This window comes from Streptomyces sp. JLBG701 (assembly GCF_058544905.1).
Genome location: NZ_CM178588.1, coordinates 2,053,012 through 2,068,674 on the forward strand (window position 1 = coordinate 2,053,012; position 15,663 = coordinate 2,068,674).

Sequence of the window (15,663 nt, forward strand, 5' to 3'; positions counted from 1 at the left end):
CGTTCACACCCCCGCCTTCTCTTGCGATTCCGTGACGGACTTCTCGGGGGTCGGCTTGGCCCGGAACATCTCCAGCATCCGGTCCGTGACCACGTATCCGCCGACGACGTTCATGGCGCCGAACACCATCGCTACGAAGGCGAGGACGTACCCGATCCAGTTGTGCGCCTCGGCCGCGATCAGCATCGCGCCGATGACGACGATGCCGTGCACGGAGTTGGAGCCGGACATCAGCGGGGTGTGCAGGGTCGCCGGGACCTTGCTGATGACCTCGATGCCGACCAGGACGCTCAGCACGAAGACGGTGACCGCGGTGAGGAGATCGAGGTTGTTCATGATGACGCTCCTCCCATGAGTGCGGCCGTGATCTCGTCGGCCGGGTCGAGGACCAGTTCACCGTCGCGCACCAGGTGGCGCAGCAGTGCGACGAGGTTGCGGGCGTACGCCGTGGACGCGGCGGTCGCCATCGCGGACGGCAGGCGCCCGGCGCCGATGAGGGTGACGCCGTTGTCCAGGACGGTGGTCTTGTCGGGCTCGGTGCCCTCCACGTTGCCGCCGAGTTCGCTCGCCGCCAGGTCTACGACGACCGAGCCGGGCTTCATCCGCTCGACAGCGGCGGCGGTCACCAGCAACGGCGGCTTGCGGCCCGGTACTTGGGCCGTGGTGATGACGATGTCGGAGCGGGCGATGTGCGTGTCGAGCGCCTCCCGCTGGGCCCGCTGTTCCTGTTCGGTCAACTCCCGTGCGTAGCCGCCCTGTCCGGCCCCCGGATCCCCGTTCGGCGAGCTCTGGATGTCGAGGAACCGGGCGCCGAGCGACTCCACCTCCCCTCGGGACGCGGGGCGTACGTCGTACGCCGAGACGACGCCGCCGAGGCGGCGGGCGGTGGCGATCGCCTGCAGCCCGGCCACTCCGGCGCCGAGGACCAGGACCTGCGCCGGGCGCATGGTGCCCGCCGCGGTGGTCAGCATCGGGAAGAACCGGTCGTACGAGTCGGCCGCCACCAGTGCCGCCTTGTAGCCGGCGACACTGGCCTGGGACGTCAGCGCGTCCATGGACTGGGCGCGGCTGAGGGTGCGGGGCAGCAGATCGAGGCTCACCGTGCGGATGCCGCGCTCGGTCAGCTCCTTGACGAGGCCGGGGTGCCGCAGTGGTTCGAGCAGGCCGATCACGGTCTGCCCGGCGCGCAGCGCCTGCGCCGTCTCCGCGTCCGGCGGGCCGACGCACAGCACGGCGTCTGCGCGGGCGTACAGCTCCTCCTGCGGTACGACGGTCGCGCCGACGTCGGTGTACTCGGCGTCGGTGAACCAAGCTCCGGAGCCGGCACCGGTCTCGATCAGGACGTCAAGTCCCGCCCGGCGCAGGAGGGTTACGGCCTCGGGGACGAGGGCGACACGGCGTTCGCCGGGCGCCCGCTCCCGTACGGCACCGATGATGAGGGTTGCCATGATCTGCTGCCTCTCCCTGTGACCCGGTGGTGGCCGGGCCGCAGCACTCTCAGAACTCGAAGACGAGCCGCGCTTCGGCCCGTCCGCCGAGGACCTCGTCGAAGGACTCGTTGACCTGGTCCAGGCGCCGTGGTTCGGCGATGACCTGGGTGCGTCCGGCCGCGTGCAGTGCGAACACCTCGGCAAGGTCCTGGCGGGTGCCTACGATGGAGCCGATGACGGAGATCCCGCTGAGCACGGTCTCGAAGATGGGCACGTTGATCGCCGCGTTGTCGGCGGGCAATCCGACCATGACCAGACGTCCACCCCGGTTGAGGGACCGGTAGGCCTGCTCGAAGGCCTTGGGCGAGGCGGCCAGCACGACGGCCACGTCCGCGCCGCCGGCCTTCTTGATCTCCTCGACCGGGTCGTGCGTACGGGCGTTGACGATCTGGTCGGCGCCGAGCCGATGAGCCAGGCCCAGCTTGTCGGGTTCGAGGTCGACGGCGGTCACGAAGCCGCCCACGAGGCGTGCGTATTGCACGGCCAGGTGGCCCAGGCCGCCGACGCCGAAGACGGCGACCCGCTCGGCCGGGACCACGCGCGCCACCTTGATCGCCTTGTACGTGGTGACGCCGGCGCAGGTCAGCGGGGCCGCGTCGAAGGACGACACGCCCTCGGGTACCCGGACGACCGCCCCCGCGTCGGCGACGGCGTACTCGGCGTAGCAACCGTCCACGGAGTAGCCGGAGTTGACCTGGCTCTCGCACAGGGTCTCCCAGCCGGAGACGCAGTAGCGGCAGGTGCCGCAGGACGAGCCGAGCCACGGGATCGCGACCCGCTTGCCGACCAGGCCGGCGGAGACGCCGTCGCCGACGGCCTGTACAGGGCCGACGCCCTCGTGTCCGGGGGTGAACGGCGGTTGCGGCTTGACCGGCCAGTCGCCGTGGGCGGCGTGGATGTCGGTGTGGCAGAGGCCGGAGGCCTCCATCTTCACGAGCACCTGGCCGGGGCCGGGCTCGGGGACGGGAAGGTCCTGGATCTCCAGGGGCTTCCCGAGGTCGGTGACGACTGCTGCCTTCATGATCTGCTCCTCGACTGGGCTCTGAGCTGGAAATCGGCTCTGTGCCGGGACCCGGCTCACTGCCGGGTCCTCGATCCGTGTGACGAAACGCAGCCCGTCCCCGGCCGCGAGGGAGAAACCGCCCGGTGTGCCCTCCTCGACGTCCAGGACGAGGCGCGGACGGCCGAGCGCCTCGTACAGGTCGGCGTCGATGTGGAAGGTGCACCCGTCCAGGACGCCGAGCAGCATGTCGCTCTCGCCGAGGGCGAGTTCGCCGCCCGGGAAGCACATCGGGTCGCTGCCGTCGCAGCAGCCGCCGGACTGGACGAACATCACCTGGCCGCCGTGGGCGGCGCGCAGGGCCTGGATGGCCTTGTGCGCCGCCCGGGTGGCGGTGACGCGCCCGGCGTTGCCGTTCACTAGCGTCGCGGGCATGTCGGTGCACCCCTTCGGATCCGCTGGTGTCGCCGGCTCGGCTAGAACAGCCCGAGCGGCTTGGTGCCGTAGCTGACCAGCAGGTTCTTGGTCTGGCTGTAGTGGTCGAGCATCATCTTGTGTGTCTCGCGGCCGATGCCGGAGACCTTGTAGCCACCGAACGCGGCACCCGCGGGGTACTGGTGGTAGCAGTTCGTCCAGACACGGCCGGCCTTGATGGCGCGGCCCATCCGGAAGGTGCGGTTGGTGTCGCGGCTCCACACGCCGGCCCCGAGGCCGTACAGCGTGTCGTTGGCGATCTGAAGTGCCTCGGCCTCGTCCTTGAAGGTGGTGACCGCGAGGACGGGTCCGAAGATCTCCTCCTGGAAGACCCGCATCTTGTTGTGGCCCTTGAGGACGGTCGGCTCGTAGAAGTAGCCGTCCTTGAACTCCCCGCCGATGGTGGGCCGGTGGCCGCCGACCAGCAGTTCCGCACCCTCCTTGACGCCGATGTCGACGTACGAGGCGATCTTCTCGATCTGCTGCTTGGAGACCTGGGGGCCGATCATGGTCGCGGTGTCCAGCGGGTCGCCCTGCTTGATGGCGCGGATGCGCTCCAGGCAGCGGCCCATGAACTCCTCGTAGATGTCCTCCTGGATGAGTGCGCGCGAGGGAGCGGTGCAGACCTCGCCCTTGTTGAACGCGTACAGCACGAGCCCCTCGACGGCCTTGTCCAGAAACTCGTCGTCGGCCGCGGCCACGTCGTTGAAGAAGATGTTCGGCGACTTGCCGCCCAGCTCCAGCGTGACCGGGATGATGTTCTGCGCCGCGTACTGCATGATCAGCCGGCCGGTGGTGGTCTCACCGGTGAAGGCGACCTTGGCGATGCGCTTGTTGGTGGCCAGCGCCTTGCCGATCTCGGCGCCGGGCCCGTTGACGACGTTGAGGACGCCCGCCGGCACGATGTCGCCGATGACCTCCATCAGCTTCAGGATCGACCACGGGGTCGGCGACGCCGGCTTGAGCACCGTGGCGTTGCCCGCCGCGAGGGCCGGGGCCAGCTTCCACGCGGCCATCAGCAGCGGGAAGTTGAACGGAATGATCTGCCCGACCACGCCCAGCGGCTCGTGGAAGTGGTAGGCGACGGTCTCCTTGTCGATCTCGGTGATCGAGCTCTCCTCGGCCCGGATCGCGGCCGCGAAGTAGCGGAAGTGGTCGGCGGCGAGCGGGATGTCGGCCGCGAGGGTCTCACGGACCGGCTTGCCGTTCTCCCAGCTCTCTGCGACCGCGAGCTCCTCGCGGTGCGCGTCGATGGCGTCGGCCACCTTGTTCAGCACCGCGGCCCGCTGGGCGGTGGAAGCCTCGCCCCACCTTCCCTGTGCGGAGTGTGCGGCGTCCAGGGCGAGTTCGATGTCCTCAGGTCCGGACTTCGGGACCTCGCAGATCGGCTTGGCGGTGGCGGGGCACAGGTTGGGCGCGTACTCACCCGTGGTGGGTGCCTGCCACTTGCCGCCGATGAAGTTTTCGTACCGGGGCGCGACGTCGACGGGACTGCCCGTCCTCCCCGGAGGCTCGTACCTCATGATCCTCACCTTTCGCGAGGGTTGTGGCGATGCTCAGCACGCTAGGTACCGGAACGCTGCAACAACGCTGCATGCCGTCCGACCTGCGGCAGCCGGGGCAGGAGAGACGATTCGGCGTCCAGCGCGCGGGCCCGGTTCGCCGCAGCGGCCCGCTGCGGCGAACCGCCCGGGAGCGCGCGGGCGAGGGCCTGCCACGCGGGAGCGTCGTCGACTCCCCAGGCCTCGTCCACCCAGCGGCGCAGCAGCCGGGAGTCGCGGCTGCCGAGGACGGCACCACGCAACTGCTGCTCCAGGGCCCGCCGTTGTTCCACGACGACCGGCGCCTCGGAACGCGGCAACAGCGGACCGGTATAGCCGACCAGCGCCTCCCCCACCCGTCCCTCGGCGAGCAGCGCGGTCACGTCGGCGAAGTCGGTCCGCACCGGGCTCAGCAATGCGTACGGCCGTGACCCGAGCAGGGCGGGCCCGAGCACCGTACGCAGCCGGGTCAGCTCGGCCCGCAGAGTCGAAGGGCACAGCTCCCGCTCCGACAGGTCCACCGCGAGCCGGCCGCCGGTCACGCCACGGCCCTCCAGGGCGAGCGCGACCACGATCTCGCTGTGCCGCGGGCTCAGCCGGTGAACTCTCCCGGCACACTCCAACAGGGCGCTGTCCCGGCCCAGCGCCATCAGCCGTACGGCGCCGTCCCGTCCCGGGCAGGACACGTCCTGTGTACGCACCACGCGCCCGTCGGGGCCGAGCAGAACCGCAGGAGCGGTCAGCGTACGGGCGAGTTCCGCCTCGGCCGCCAGCGCGGCACCCCGCACCGCGGCCAGAGCGGGGGGCGTGGCGATGGTGCCGCCGCCGGAGAGGTCGACGACACCGAGTACCCGGCCGGTGCCCGGGTCGCGTACCGGGGCGGCGGCACACGACCAGCCGTGCGCTGCGGCGCTGTAGTGCTCGCCGGCCACGATCTGGACAGGCTGCCCCAACTCCAGTACCAGTCCAGGTGCGTTGGTCCCGGCCTGCGCCTCGGACCACACGGCACCCTCGGCGAAGTGCATCCGCTCGGCGCGCTCCACAGCCCCGGTGTCGCCCTCGACCCACAGCAGGGTGCCGTCGGTGTCACCGACCGCGAAGACGTGCCCGTCGTCCGCGGCACCGGCTCCCAACAGCTCCCGGAACAAGGGGAGCACCGCGACCAGCGGGTGGGTGCGCCGGTAGGCCGCCAGTTGTTCGGCCGTCCCGCGCAGCGGCGGCAGACGGCTGCCGTCGGGTCGTACGCCGCCCGCCGCGCAGCGCCGCCACGAGTCGGCCACCAGGCGCCGTACGCCCTCCGGCGGTTCAGACGAGGTCATGAACCTCTCGTGCGCGGAGCGCAACGCGGTTGCCGAGGTGGCGGTGGCAACGTCCATGGCACCTCCCACGTGCCTTCGTCCAGTCCGGTCGCACCAACCTCACCCGCGTTCCGGGGAGGGGTGCAGGGGCCGAACGGCCCCTGTGCCAGGGACGCTCGGGCCTCCGGCACCGGCCCGTGCGTGGCGCCAGGGACGGCGACAGCACCCCCCGGAGATCGAACTGCGCGACGGCACAGGGCCGCCGACCGGCTTCGTTGTCCGGACCGGCGGCCCCATGCCGACTTCGGTTCTCGGTCTGTCAGTTCTGCGGGAGCCGGGCGGCGACATACTCGGTGAGGTCGAGCAGCCGGTTGGTGTAGCCCCACTCGTTGTCGTACCAGCCGAACACCTTCACCAGGTTTCCGTGCGCCTGGGTGAGCGGAGCGTCGAAGACGCACGAGGCGGGGTCGCCGACCACGTCGCGGGAGACGATCGGGGCGTCGGACACCCGCAGGATGCCCTTCAGCGGACCATCGGCGGCCTCCCGGAACGCGGCATTGACCTCGTCCGCGCTCACGGGCCGGTCGAGCACCAGGGTCAGGTCGGTCAGGGAGCCGTCCTCGACCGGCACACGTACGGCGATGCCGTCCAGGGTCCCGGTCAGCTCCGGAAGGACCAGCCCGACGGCGCGGGCGGCGCCAGTGCTGGTGGGGATGATGTTGACGGCGGCACTGCGGCCGCGGCGCAGGTCCTTGTGCGGGCCGTCGAGGACGACCTGGTCGTTGGTGTAGCCGTGGATCGTGGTCATCAGCCCCTTGACGATGCCGAAGTGCTCGTCGAGGACCTTCACCATGGGCGCCACGCAGTTGGTGGTGCACGAGGCGTTGGACACCACGTGGTCGTACTCCGGGTCGTACGTACCCTCGTTGACGCCCATCACGATCGTGGCGTCAACTCCCTTGCCCGGCACCGACAGCAGCACCTTGCGCGCGCCGGCCTTCAGGTGTTGTCCGGCGTCCTCGCGGGTGCGGAAGCGACCGGTGGACTCGATGACGACGTCCACACCGAGCTCGCCCCAGGCCAGTGCTGCCGGGTCGCGCTCGGCGGTCACGGCGATGCGGTGCCCGTCCACGGTGATCGAGTCGTCGTCGTGCTCGACGATGCGGCCGAGGCGGCCATACGTCGAGTCGTACGCCAGGAGGTGGGCCAGGGTCGCCGGCGAGGTGATGTCGTTGATGGCCACCACCTCGATGGGCGTCCCCGCCCCGGCGCCCGCGCGCTCCAGCACGCAGCGCAGGTAGTTGCGTCCGATACGGCCGAAGCCGTTGATGCCTACGCGCACGCTCATGTCCGTCGTCCTCCCGATCGATCCGCTTCTGGTGGGCGCTGCCAGCCTGCTGGCAGGGGATCGGTTCGGGCTTGGGCCGTCCGGGGGCCAGGTGAGGGACGTTCGGCCCAGCGGACCTCGATGCCGTACGGACTGTCAGGCCCCGTCGTGCTTGAGCCGCTCCTGGACCTGGGTGGCGATGACCGCGGCCTGGATGCGCCGCTCCACGCCGAGCTTGGCCAGGAGCCGGGAGATGTGGTTCTTGACGGTCTTCTCCGCGAGGTAGAGCCGCTGGCCGATCTGGCGGTTGGTCAGCCCTTCGCCGATCAGGGCGAGGATCTCCTGCTCCCGGCTGGTCAGGCCGGGCAGCGCGTCAGGTTCCTCTTCCTTCTGCTGGTCGTTGCGCAGGCGGGCCATCAGCTTCGTGGTCGCGCTCGGGTCGAGCAGGGACTGACCCGCGGCGACCGTGCGGACGGCGGAGACCAGGTCCGATCCCTGGATCTGCTTGAGCACGTAGCCGGAGGCTCCGGCCATGATCGAGTCGAGCAGAGCCTCTTCGTCGTCGAACGAGGTCAGCATCAGGCAGGCCAGGTCCGGCATGCGCGAGCGCAGTTCCCGGCACACGGTGATGCCGTCGCCGTCGGGGAGGCGTACGTCGAGCACGGCGACGTCCGGGCGCAGGGCGGGGACGCGTGCCAGGGCTTGTTCGACATTGGCGGCCTCGCCGACCACGGTGATGTCGGGCTGGTCGTCCAGCAGGTCGTGCACCCCGCGCCGTACGACCTCGTGGTCGTCCAGCAGGAAGACCCGAATCGCGGTCTTGGAGGTGGGCTGCTCGCTGTCCGTCATCGACGGCTCCTGTCCTGCGTCGTCTGTCTCCCGCGCCGGAATCCGCCTGGTGGGCGGAACCGATCCTTCCCTGTGAGAGATCCTGCGTGACTCCGGGCCGAAGGACCAGGGCCGATCGGCCCTTTCCCCTCTGGCGGTGCCGAGCCCTGTGTGGGACGGGCGGGCCCTGGACGACAGGGCTGAGCAGCCCGGATCGGGACCATCGGCCCCTGGAGTCGCGGCCACCCTGTCGTGAGGCTCAGGGTGAGGGCCGGCGCAATCGTCCGCGGCCCGCTGGTCCCGTCTCGGACACGGAGGTCTCTTCCCATGATTCGCCCCATCACCGTCGGCCTGGACGGTTCCCCCGAGAGCCTGGCCGCCGCCGACTGGGCAGCCCGCGAGGCACAGCGCCGCGATCTGCCGCTGCATCTGGTGCACGCCTGGATCTGGCAGCCGCACGACGTGCCCGGCGCCCAGGATTTCGACACGCAGAAGCGCTGGGCTCTGCGCATTCTGCGGGAGGCCGAGGAGGAGCTGCGCGGGCGGCATCCGGAACTGACGGTCAGCACCGAGCAAGTCTCCGACACCGCGGCCGAGGTGCTGCTGGGCCAGGCCGAGACGGCGGAGCTGCTGGTGCTGGGCTCCAGCGGGCACAGCGCCGTCGCCGGGTTCCTGCTCGGCTCCGTCGGCCAGCACGTGCTCGCCCGGGCAAAGGGCCCAGTGGTCATGGTGCGGGCGAACGCCCGCTCAGCCGCAAAGCACGACGGCGGGGAGGTCGTGGTCGGACTCCAGGACCTGGCCGACCCGGCCGGGCCGCTGCTGCAGTTCGCCTTCGACCAGGCCGCCGCCCGCAGGACCACACTGCGCGCCGTGCACGCGCCGGACCTGCCGCCGCTGTACGGATTCGGCCCCGCGGTCGTGCAGCAGGCCGGCCGAGAGGGCGGGATCACGGGGCAGGCGGAGAAGGCGCTGTCCGACGCACTCAAGCCGTGGCGCGAGAAGTACCCGCAGGTCCCGGTCGTCCACACGCTCGATCTTGCCCGCGCGTCCGGCGTCGTACTCCAGGCCGCCGCCCAGGCCGGCCTCGTGGTGGTCGGCCGCAGAGTGCACCGGCCCGCTCTCGGTATGCGCATCGGGCCGGTCGCCCATGCCGTCCTGCACCACGCCGCCGCCCCGGTCGCCGTCGTCCCGCACGACTGAGGGCCGGTTTCCGCGCGGCCTGAGGGCCGAGCGGCCCACCCACCGAGGACGTCCAGTACCTGCCCGCCGCGTCGGGGCCCGTCCGACGCTGGAACCGCACCGAACAGACAGAACCGAGGAGCATCAACATGAAGGCAGCAGTCGTCCGGTCCTTCGGCCAGCCGCTGGTGATCGAGGAGCGCCCCGACCCGGAGCCCGGCGCCGGCCAGGTCCGCATCCGGGTCGAGGCGTCCGGGCTGTGCCACACCGACATCCACGCCGCGCACGGCGACTGGCCGGTCAAGCCCACCCCGCCGTTCGTGCCCGGACACGAGGGTGTCGGCATCGTCGAGGCGCTCGGCGACGGGGTGACCCACCTGGCCGTCGGTCAGCGGGTGGCCGTGCCCTGGCTGGGCTGGGCCTGCGGGCGCTGCGAGCACTGCCTGTCCGGCTGGGAGACGCTGTGCGAGCAGCAGGTCAACACCGGGTACGGCCGCGACGGCGGGTACGCAGAGAAAATGCTCGCCCCCGCCGACTTCGCCGCTGTGGTCCCCGACGGCATCGACCCGCGTGACGCGGCCCCACTGACCTGCGCCGGCGTCACCACGTACAAAGCCCTCAAGGTCGCCGGAGTCCGGCCGACCCAGCTGGTCGCGATCTCCGGAGTCGGCGGTCTCGGCCACCTCGCCGTGCAGTACGCGAAGATCGCCGGGGCCACCGTCGCCGCGATCGACGTGACCGACGAGAAGCTCGAACTCGCCCGGGAGTTGGGCGCCGACATCCTCATCGACGCCCGCAAGGAGGACCCGGCCGAGGTTCTGAAGCAGCATGGCGGCGCCCACGCGGCGATCGCGCTGGCCGTCAACGAGCAGGCGTTCGCCTCCGTCTACAGCGGTCTGCGGCGAGGCGGCAAGCTGGTCATGGTCGCCCTGCCCGCCGGCGGAACCATCAGCGTGCCGATCTTCGACACCGTCCTGAACGGCACCTCCGTCATCGGCTCGATCGTCGGCACCCGTCAGGACCTCGACGAGGTGTTCCGGCTGCACGCCGCCGGGCGCACCAAGGTGATCTACGAGACCCGGCCGCTGGACACCGTCAACGAGTCCATCGCCCAGGTCCTCGACGGACAGATCAAGGCCCGCATCGTCTTCGAGATGTGAAACACCCGCGCCTGTCCGCCGCACGTCGTAGCCCGACGGGGACCACGGGCGGCGGGCAGCCTCGTATGGCAAGTCCACCCGGACAACGTTGGATATCGGAAGGAGAGCACACGTCATGGTCCGCTACGTGTACGAGTTCACCGAGGGCGGCCGTGACATGGCTGACCTGCTCGGCGGCAAGGGCGCCAACCTGGCCGAGATGACCCGGTTGGGTCTGCCGGTGCCGCCCGGCTTCACCGTCTCGACGGAGGCGTGCCGCGCCTTCCTCACCACGGGCGCCGAGCCGGACGGCCTGGCCCGCGAGGTCTCCGACCATCTGACCGCCCTGGAGGAGGCCGCCGGACGTCGGCTGGGGCAGCCGGATGATCCGCTGCTGCTGTCCGTCCGCTCCGGGGCCCGCTTCTCCATGCCGGGCATGATGGAGACGATCCTCGACATCGGCCTCAACGACGAGTCCGTGCTCGGCCTGGCGAAGACCTCCGGGAACGAACGCTTCGCCTGGGACTCCTACCGCCGCCTCGTGCAGATGTTCGGCAGCACCGTCATGGGCGTCGATCCCGCACTGTTCGAGCAGGCCATGACGCTGCTCAAGGACCTGCGCGACGCCCCGGACGATCTGCACCTGGACGCCGGCGACCTCGCCCAGCTCGTGGAGACGTACAAGAACCTGATCAAGAACGAGACCCGGGAGGACTTCCCGCAGCTCCCGGCCGAGCAGCTGCGGCGCGCGATCCTCGCCGTCTTCGAGTCCTGGAACGGCGAACGCGCCCGGCTCTACCGCCGCCGCGAGCACATCCCCGACGACCTGGGCACCGCGGTCAACGTGCAGACCATGGTCTTCGGCAACCTCGGCGCCGACTCCGGCAGCGGCGTCGCCTTCACCCGCGACCCGGCCACCGGCGCCCGAGGCGTGTACGGCGACTACCTGTCCAACGCGCAGGGCGAGGACGTAGTCGCCGGTATCCGCAACACCGTGCCGCTGGACGAATTGGGCCGTCTGAACCCGGAGGCGTTCACCCAACTACGCGACCACATGAGCACGTTGGAGACCCACTACCGGGACCTGTGCGACATCGAGTTCACCATCGAACGCGGCACGCTGTGGATGCTGCAGACCCGCGTCGGCAAGCGTACCGCCGAGGCCGCCTTCGCCATCGCCGCCGAGCTCGTCGACGAGGGTCTCATCAGCGCGGACGAGGGGCTGGCGCGCATCAGTGGGGACGGGCTCGCCCGGCTGATGTTCCCCCGCTTCGACACCTCGGCCGTCGGTGACGCGCTCGCGCACGGACTCCCGGCCTCGCCGGGCGCCGCCGTCGGCGCCGCGGTGTTCGACTCCGCCGAGGCGGTCCGGCGCGCCGCCGCCGGCGAGAAGGTCGTCCTCGTACGCCAGGAGACCACCCCCGACGACCTTCCCGGCATGATCGCCGCCCAGGCCGTGCTGACCAGCCGCGGCGGCAAGACCAGCCACGCGGCCGTGGTCGCCCGCGGCATGGGCAAGGTATGCGTGTGCGGCGCCGAAGAAATCACCGTGGACCCGCAGGGCCGCCGCTTCACCGTGGGCGACACCACCGTGGAGGAGGGCACGGTCATCTCCGTCGACGGCTCCGAAGGCGCCGTCTATCCGGGCGCTGCTCCGCTGGTCGACTCCGCGGTGATGCGGTACTTCGAGACAGGCGAGCGCTCGGACGGACTGGTCGACGCCGTGGCCCGCGCCATGCAACAGGCCGACGGTGTACGGCGACTGGGGGTGCGGGCGAACGCCGACACGCCCGAGGACGCCGCCCGCGCCCGCCGGTTCGGAGCCGAGGGCATCGGCCTGTGCCGCACCGAGCACATGTTCCTCGGCGACCGACGGCAGCTGGTCGAGGCGATGATCCTGGCCCGCACCGACGCCGAACGCGAACGGGCGCTGGCCGCGCTGCTGCCCCTCCAGCGGCAGGACTTCGTCGGGATCCTGGAGGCGATGGACAGCCTGCCGGTCACCATCCGCCTCCTCGACCCGCCACTGCACGAGTTCCTCCCCGACCGCACCGAACTCGCCGTGCGCCTCGCCGCCGCCGAGGCGCACGGCAACCCGCCCAGCGCGCACGACGCCGAGCTGCTGGAGGCCGTGAACCGCATGCACGAGGAGAACCCGATGCTCGGCCTGCGCGGCGTACGCCTGGGGTTGGTGGCGCCGGGTCTGGTCGCCATGCAGGTACGGGCGATCGCCGAGGCGGTCGTGGAACGCAAACGGACGGGCGGGGACCCGCGGGCGGAGATCATGGTGCCGCTGATCGACACGGTCGAGGAGCTCCGGATCGTCCGTGAGGAGGTGGAGCAGGTACTGGCCGAGGTCTCCAGGACATCGGGCGTCCCCGTCGAGTGCCCGGTCGGCACGATGATCGAGCTGCCCAGGGCGGCGCTCACCGCGGGCCGGATCGCGGAGGAGGCGCAGTTCTTCTCCTTCGGCACCAACGACCTGACCCAGACCACCTGGGGCTTCTCCCGCGACGACGTGGAGGCGGCATTCTTCTCCGCCTATCTCGACAAGGGCATCTTCAAGGTGTCCCCGTTCGAGACGATCGACCGCGCCGGCGTCGGCCGCCTGGTCGAGATCGCGGTTGCCGAGGGCCGCGCCGCACGCCCTGACCTGAAGATCGGCGTCTGCGGCGAGCACGGCGGTGACCCCGAATCGGTGCACTTCTTCCACGGTGCGGGCCTCGACTACGTCTCCTGCTCGCCGTTCCGTGTCCCGGTGGCCCGTCTGGAGGCGGGTCGGGCCGCGCTGACCGAGACGGAGGCCAGCGACAGCCGCTGACACACCCCGGAGGGCCGGAGAGGACGGCCCGGCTTCGGCCCTCCGGGGCTTGCTGCGTGGTGCAACGTGACCCGCCTCTTGCCTGGGGTTCACGGCGGCGGCTGGCCGGCACGCATGCACGCCGCGTGCCAGCCAGCTGTGAGGTCATGCCTGGTAAGCGACGTTCGTCATCATCCCGGCCTCGCCGTGGTAGGCGTTGTGGCAGTGCAGCATCCACTGGCCGGGGTTGTCGGCGTCGAAGAAGACGGACAGCTTCCTCTTGGGAAGCACGATGGCGGTGTCCTTGCGTGGGCCGGAGTCGCCGAGTTGGTAGGTGTGGCCGTGCAGGTGCATCGGGTGCCACATGGTGGTGTCGTTGACGAAGTCGAGCCGGACCCGGTGGCCCTCCTCGATCAGGATCGGGTTGGCGTCCGGATTGGCCATGTCGAACGGTTTGCCGTTGATGGCCCAGTTGTAGTGCATCATGCCGCCGGTGAGCTTGACCTGGTGCGTGACATCGGTCCTGGCGGACTTCAGTCGCACGTCGTCGGCCGCGCGGAGCCGAGAGGCGGTCATGACCGTGCCGTCGAGCTCCTTCGGCCGTACGGTGGCCGAGGGCGCGCTGCCCGAGCCCGTGCGCACGAGCGCCAGGCCGTTTGCGTTCTTCCCTTCGGCCAGGGCGACCAGGGGGAAGACACCATCGCCGAGGGTGACCAGTACGTCGTAGCGCTCGCCCATGCCGATCAGAAGTGCGTCCGCCTGTCGGTGTCGGACAGGGAAGCCGTCGGTGTGGGTGATCGTCATCCTGTGGCCGCCGAGGGCGACGCGGTAGGCGGTGTCGCTGCCCGCGTTGACGATCCGCAGGCGCACCTTGCGGCCGGGCTTGCCCGTGTAGACGTCCGGGTCGGTCGGAACACGGCCGTTGACCAGGTGGTGGGGGTACTTCACGTCGCCGGCGTCACCGCCGAGCAGGTCGCTCTCGGCGCCCATGAGCATGAACCTCGACGACATCCCGCCCGATGAGGCGGAGGCGGACGGGGATGCATCGTCGCTCATGTTCCCCATGCCGTGCATGTCCTGGCCGTCCATGCCGGAGCCGGAATTACCGCCCATGTCCATGCCGCCCATGCCCTGCCTGAGTTCGGCGAAGACCTCGTCGGGGGTGCCGGTGACACCGTCGACCCAGTCGTCGAGGACGACGACCCATTCGTCGTCGTATGCCAGCGGCTCGCGCGGGTCCTCGACGATCAGCGGGGCGTACAGGCCGCGGTCGAGCTGAAGGCCGACGTGCGGGTGGAAGAAGTACGTGCCGGGGGCGTCGGCGATGAAACGGTAGGTGAAGGAACTCCCGGCGCGCACGGCTGTCTGGGTGGCCGGAGGCACGCCGTCCATGTCGTTGCGCAGGGCGATGCCGTGCCAGTGGATCGAGGTGGTGGTCCTGTCCGGTAGCTGGTTCACGAGTTCGGCGGCCAGCGTGTCTCCGGCGGAGAGCCGGACCTCCTTGCCAGGTGTGCGGCCGTCGAAGGTCCAGGTCTTGGCCCCGATGCCGCCGCCGAGGTCGATCACAGCGGGCGCGGCGGTGAGTGTGGTCTTGTGCTGCCTGCCGGTGCCGGCTCGCTTCTTCTCGGCAGCGGCGACGGCGGAACCGGAGGGGCTGACCAGCGCGGGAGTAGTGCCGGCGGAGTCGGTGCAGGCGGCGAGCGCGCCCGCGCCGGCGGCGCCGAGTCCGGCGAGTAGGACGGAGCGGCGGTTGATGCTGTTCACGATGTGAGTCCTCTTGTTCGAGCTGGCATGGAGGTCGCGGCAGAGACGGCACACGGGTGCCGTGGGCGCGGCCTAGATGCGCAGTTGGGAGAGGACCGACAGGTCGGGTGGCGCGCGGCTGATCGTCCCGGCGGGCAACCGTCCGGGCTTGGCCTGGTACGGGTGCCCCGCCTGCTGGCCATGGTGCTGCGTCGGCGGGGCGAGCTTGACCGTGTCGACGCCCGCGGTGGTGCAGTGCTGCATGCCGGGATCGGCGCAGGCACTGCCGTCGACGCCGTGCGCGGGGGCGGGTGCGGGCGCGTCGAGTGTGTCCGTGTGGTCAGCGGCGGTGCCCTGCGGGACGGCGGCAGCGGCCGAGGACGTCATGTCGGGCATGGCGTGCCCGGTGTGCGTGGAATGTGCGGCGTGTTCCCCCGGAGTGGCGGTGAAAGTTGCCGTCTCATGGTGGATCAGCACGGCCAGCGCGGCGAGCAGGGCGATGACAGCGCTGCGTGCCCAGCGGACCGCACTGGTGCGGCCTGTCACCATCGCCGTCACCTCCGCCCGGCCTTGCCTTCTGTGAGCCCGGTCGGCGGGGGCTCGCCGTCCGCTCAATCTACCCCCGCGGGGTTTTGTCAGCTCTCCATGCCGCCTTATGCCGCCGAGGTGGTCACAGCCGCAGGGTGCGGCGCAGAGCGAGGGTGAGTCACCAGGACATGCACGGCGGCCACGGCCGCGCCGCCCGCGAGTTCGCGAGCCGCTCCCATCAGCGGGGCCGACCGTGACCACGACGGGACCCACGGCCCTTCCGTCGGGCCCGATCGGCCCTGGGGTACCGGTCAGC

General features: G+C 70.8%; 12 protein-coding genes and 1 pseudogene. 3 read left to right on the top strand and 10 right to left on the bottom strand.

The genetic code is table 11. The features are described 5' to 3' along the window. Positions 1-3: 3 nt before the first annotated feature. The 8 genes and pseudogenes from AC5DRG_RS09415 to AC5DRG_RS09450 form a co-directional block, all read right to left on the bottom strand. The gene (locus AC5DRG_RS09415) at positions 4-336 is read right to left on the bottom strand and encodes an NAD(P) transhydrogenase subunit alpha part 2 (protein ID WP_491809543.1); all 333 of its coding nucleotides are present in this window, start codon (positions 334-336) and stop codon (positions 4-6) included. Next, the gene (locus AC5DRG_RS09420) at positions 333-1,448 is read right to left on the bottom strand and encodes an NAD(P) transhydrogenase subunit alpha (RefSeq protein WP_491809544.1); all 1,116 of its coding nucleotides are present in this window, start codon (positions 1,446-1,448) and stop codon (positions 333-335) included. The genes AC5DRG_RS09415 and AC5DRG_RS09420 overlap by 4 nt, the downstream gene beginning before the upstream one ends. Before the next feature lie 49 nt (positions 1,449-1,497). Next, a complete protein-coding gene (locus AC5DRG_RS09425) occupies positions 1,498-2,511 on the bottom strand; it encodes a zinc-dependent alcohol dehydrogenase (RefSeq protein WP_491813001.1) in 1,014 nt (337 codons plus the stop codon). A gap of 132 nt (positions 2,512-2,643) precedes the next feature. Continuing rightward, positions 2,644-2,925: pseudogene (locus AC5DRG_RS09430) on the bottom strand (DUF779 domain-containing protein); the annotation flags it as partial. Between the two features lie 41 nt (positions 2,926-2,966). Further along, positions 2,967-4,490, bottom strand: coding sequence for an aldehyde dehydrogenase family protein (locus tag AC5DRG_RS09435; RefSeq protein WP_491813002.1), 1,524 nt, complete (start codon positions 4,488-4,490; stop codon positions 2,967-2,969). Between the two features lie 38 nt (positions 4,491-4,528). After that, positions 4,529-5,881 carry a GAF domain-containing protein gene (locus tag AC5DRG_RS09440; RefSeq protein WP_491809545.1) on the bottom strand — a complete coding sequence of 451 codons (1,353 nt, stop codon included), beginning with the start codon at positions 5,879-5,881 and terminating at the stop codon, positions 4,529-4,531. A 241-nt stretch (positions 5,882-6,122) separates the two neighbouring features. Next, entirely contained in the window at positions 6,123-7,151 is a 1,029-nt protein-coding gene (gap, locus tag AC5DRG_RS09445) for a type I glyceraldehyde-3-phosphate dehydrogenase (protein WP_491809546.1), read from the bottom strand. Between the two features lie 135 nt (positions 7,152-7,286). Further along, positions 7,287-7,979, bottom strand: a complete 693-nt coding sequence (locus AC5DRG_RS09450) for a response regulator (RefSeq protein ID WP_491809547.1) — start codon at positions 7,977-7,979, stop codon at positions 7,287-7,289. A 306-nt stretch (positions 7,980-8,285) separates the two neighbouring features. Between AC5DRG_RS09450 and AC5DRG_RS09455 the strand changes: the two genes are divergently transcribed. From AC5DRG_RS09455 to ppdK, 3 genes are all read left to right on the top strand, one after another. Beyond that, a complete protein-coding gene (locus AC5DRG_RS09455; RefSeq protein ID WP_491809548.1) occupies positions 8,286-9,158 on the top strand; it encodes a universal stress protein in 873 nt (290 codons plus the stop codon). A 128-nt stretch (positions 9,159-9,286) separates the two neighbouring features. Next, positions 9,287-10,297: an alcohol dehydrogenase AdhP gene (adhP, locus tag AC5DRG_RS09460; RefSeq protein WP_491809549.1), complete on the top strand. Its 1,011-nt coding sequence runs from the start codon at positions 9,287-9,289 to the stop codon at positions 10,295-10,297. 115 nt (positions 10,298-10,412) lie between these two features. Next, the gene (gene ppdK / locus AC5DRG_RS09465) at positions 10,413-13,097 is read left to right on the top strand and encodes a pyruvate, phosphate dikinase (protein WP_491809550.1); all 2,685 of its coding nucleotides are present in this window, start codon (positions 10,413-10,415) and stop codon (positions 13,095-13,097) included. 144 nt (positions 13,098-13,241) lie between these two features. Here ppdK and AC5DRG_RS09470 read toward each other — a convergent pair whose 3' ends face one another. Together AC5DRG_RS09470 and AC5DRG_RS09475 are read right to left on the bottom strand one after the other, a co-directional pair. Continuing rightward, entirely contained in the window at positions 13,242-14,840 is a 1,599-nt protein-coding gene (locus AC5DRG_RS09470) for a multicopper oxidase family protein (protein ID WP_491809551.1), read from the bottom strand. Positions 14,841-14,912: 72 nt separating this feature from the next. Further along, positions 14,913-15,368, bottom strand: coding sequence for a hypothetical protein (locus tag AC5DRG_RS09475; protein WP_491809552.1), 456 nt, complete (start codon positions 15,366-15,368; stop codon positions 14,913-14,915). Positions 15,369-15,663 lie beyond the last annotated feature (295 nt).

Excerpts from the sequence above, each read along its gene's own strand:
- AC5DRG_RS09475 (WP_491809552.1), bottom strand. The coding sequence starts at position 15,368 with ATGGTGACAGGCCGCACCAGTGCGGTCCGCTGGGCACGCAGCGCTGTC.
- adhP (WP_491809549.1), top strand. The coding sequence starts at position 9,287 with ATGAAGGCAGCAGTCGTCCGGTCCTTCGGCCAGCCGCTGGTGATCGAG.
- AC5DRG_RS09440 (WP_491809545.1), bottom strand. The coding sequence starts at position 5,881 with ATGGACGTTGCCACCGCCACCTCGGCAACCGCGTTGCGCTCCGCGCAC.
- AC5DRG_RS09425 (WP_491813001.1), bottom strand. The coding sequence starts at position 2,511 with ATGAAGGCAGCAGTCGTCACCGACCTCGGGAAGCCCCTGGAGATCCAG.
- gap (WP_491809546.1), bottom strand. The coding sequence starts at position 7,151 with ATGAGCGTGCGCGTAGGCATCAACGGCTTCGGCCGTATCGGACGCAAC.
- AC5DRG_RS09420 (WP_491809544.1), bottom strand. The coding sequence starts at position 1,448 with ATGGCAACCCTCATCATCGGTGCCGTACGGGAGCGGGCGCCCGGCGAA.
- AC5DRG_RS09455 (WP_491809548.1), top strand. The coding sequence starts at position 8,286 with ATGATTCGCCCCATCACCGTCGGCCTGGACGGTTCCCCCGAGAGCCTG.
- AC5DRG_RS09450 (WP_491809547.1), bottom strand. The coding sequence starts at position 7,979 with ATGACGGACAGCGAGCAGCCCACCTCCAAGACCGCGATTCGGGTCTTC.
- ppdK (WP_491809550.1), top strand. The coding sequence starts at position 10,413 with ATGGTCCGCTACGTGTACGAGTTCACCGAGGGCGGCCGTGACATGGCT.
- AC5DRG_RS09415 (WP_491809543.1), bottom strand. The coding sequence starts at position 336 with ATGAACAACCTCGATCTCCTCACCGCGGTCACCGTCTTCGTGCTGAGC.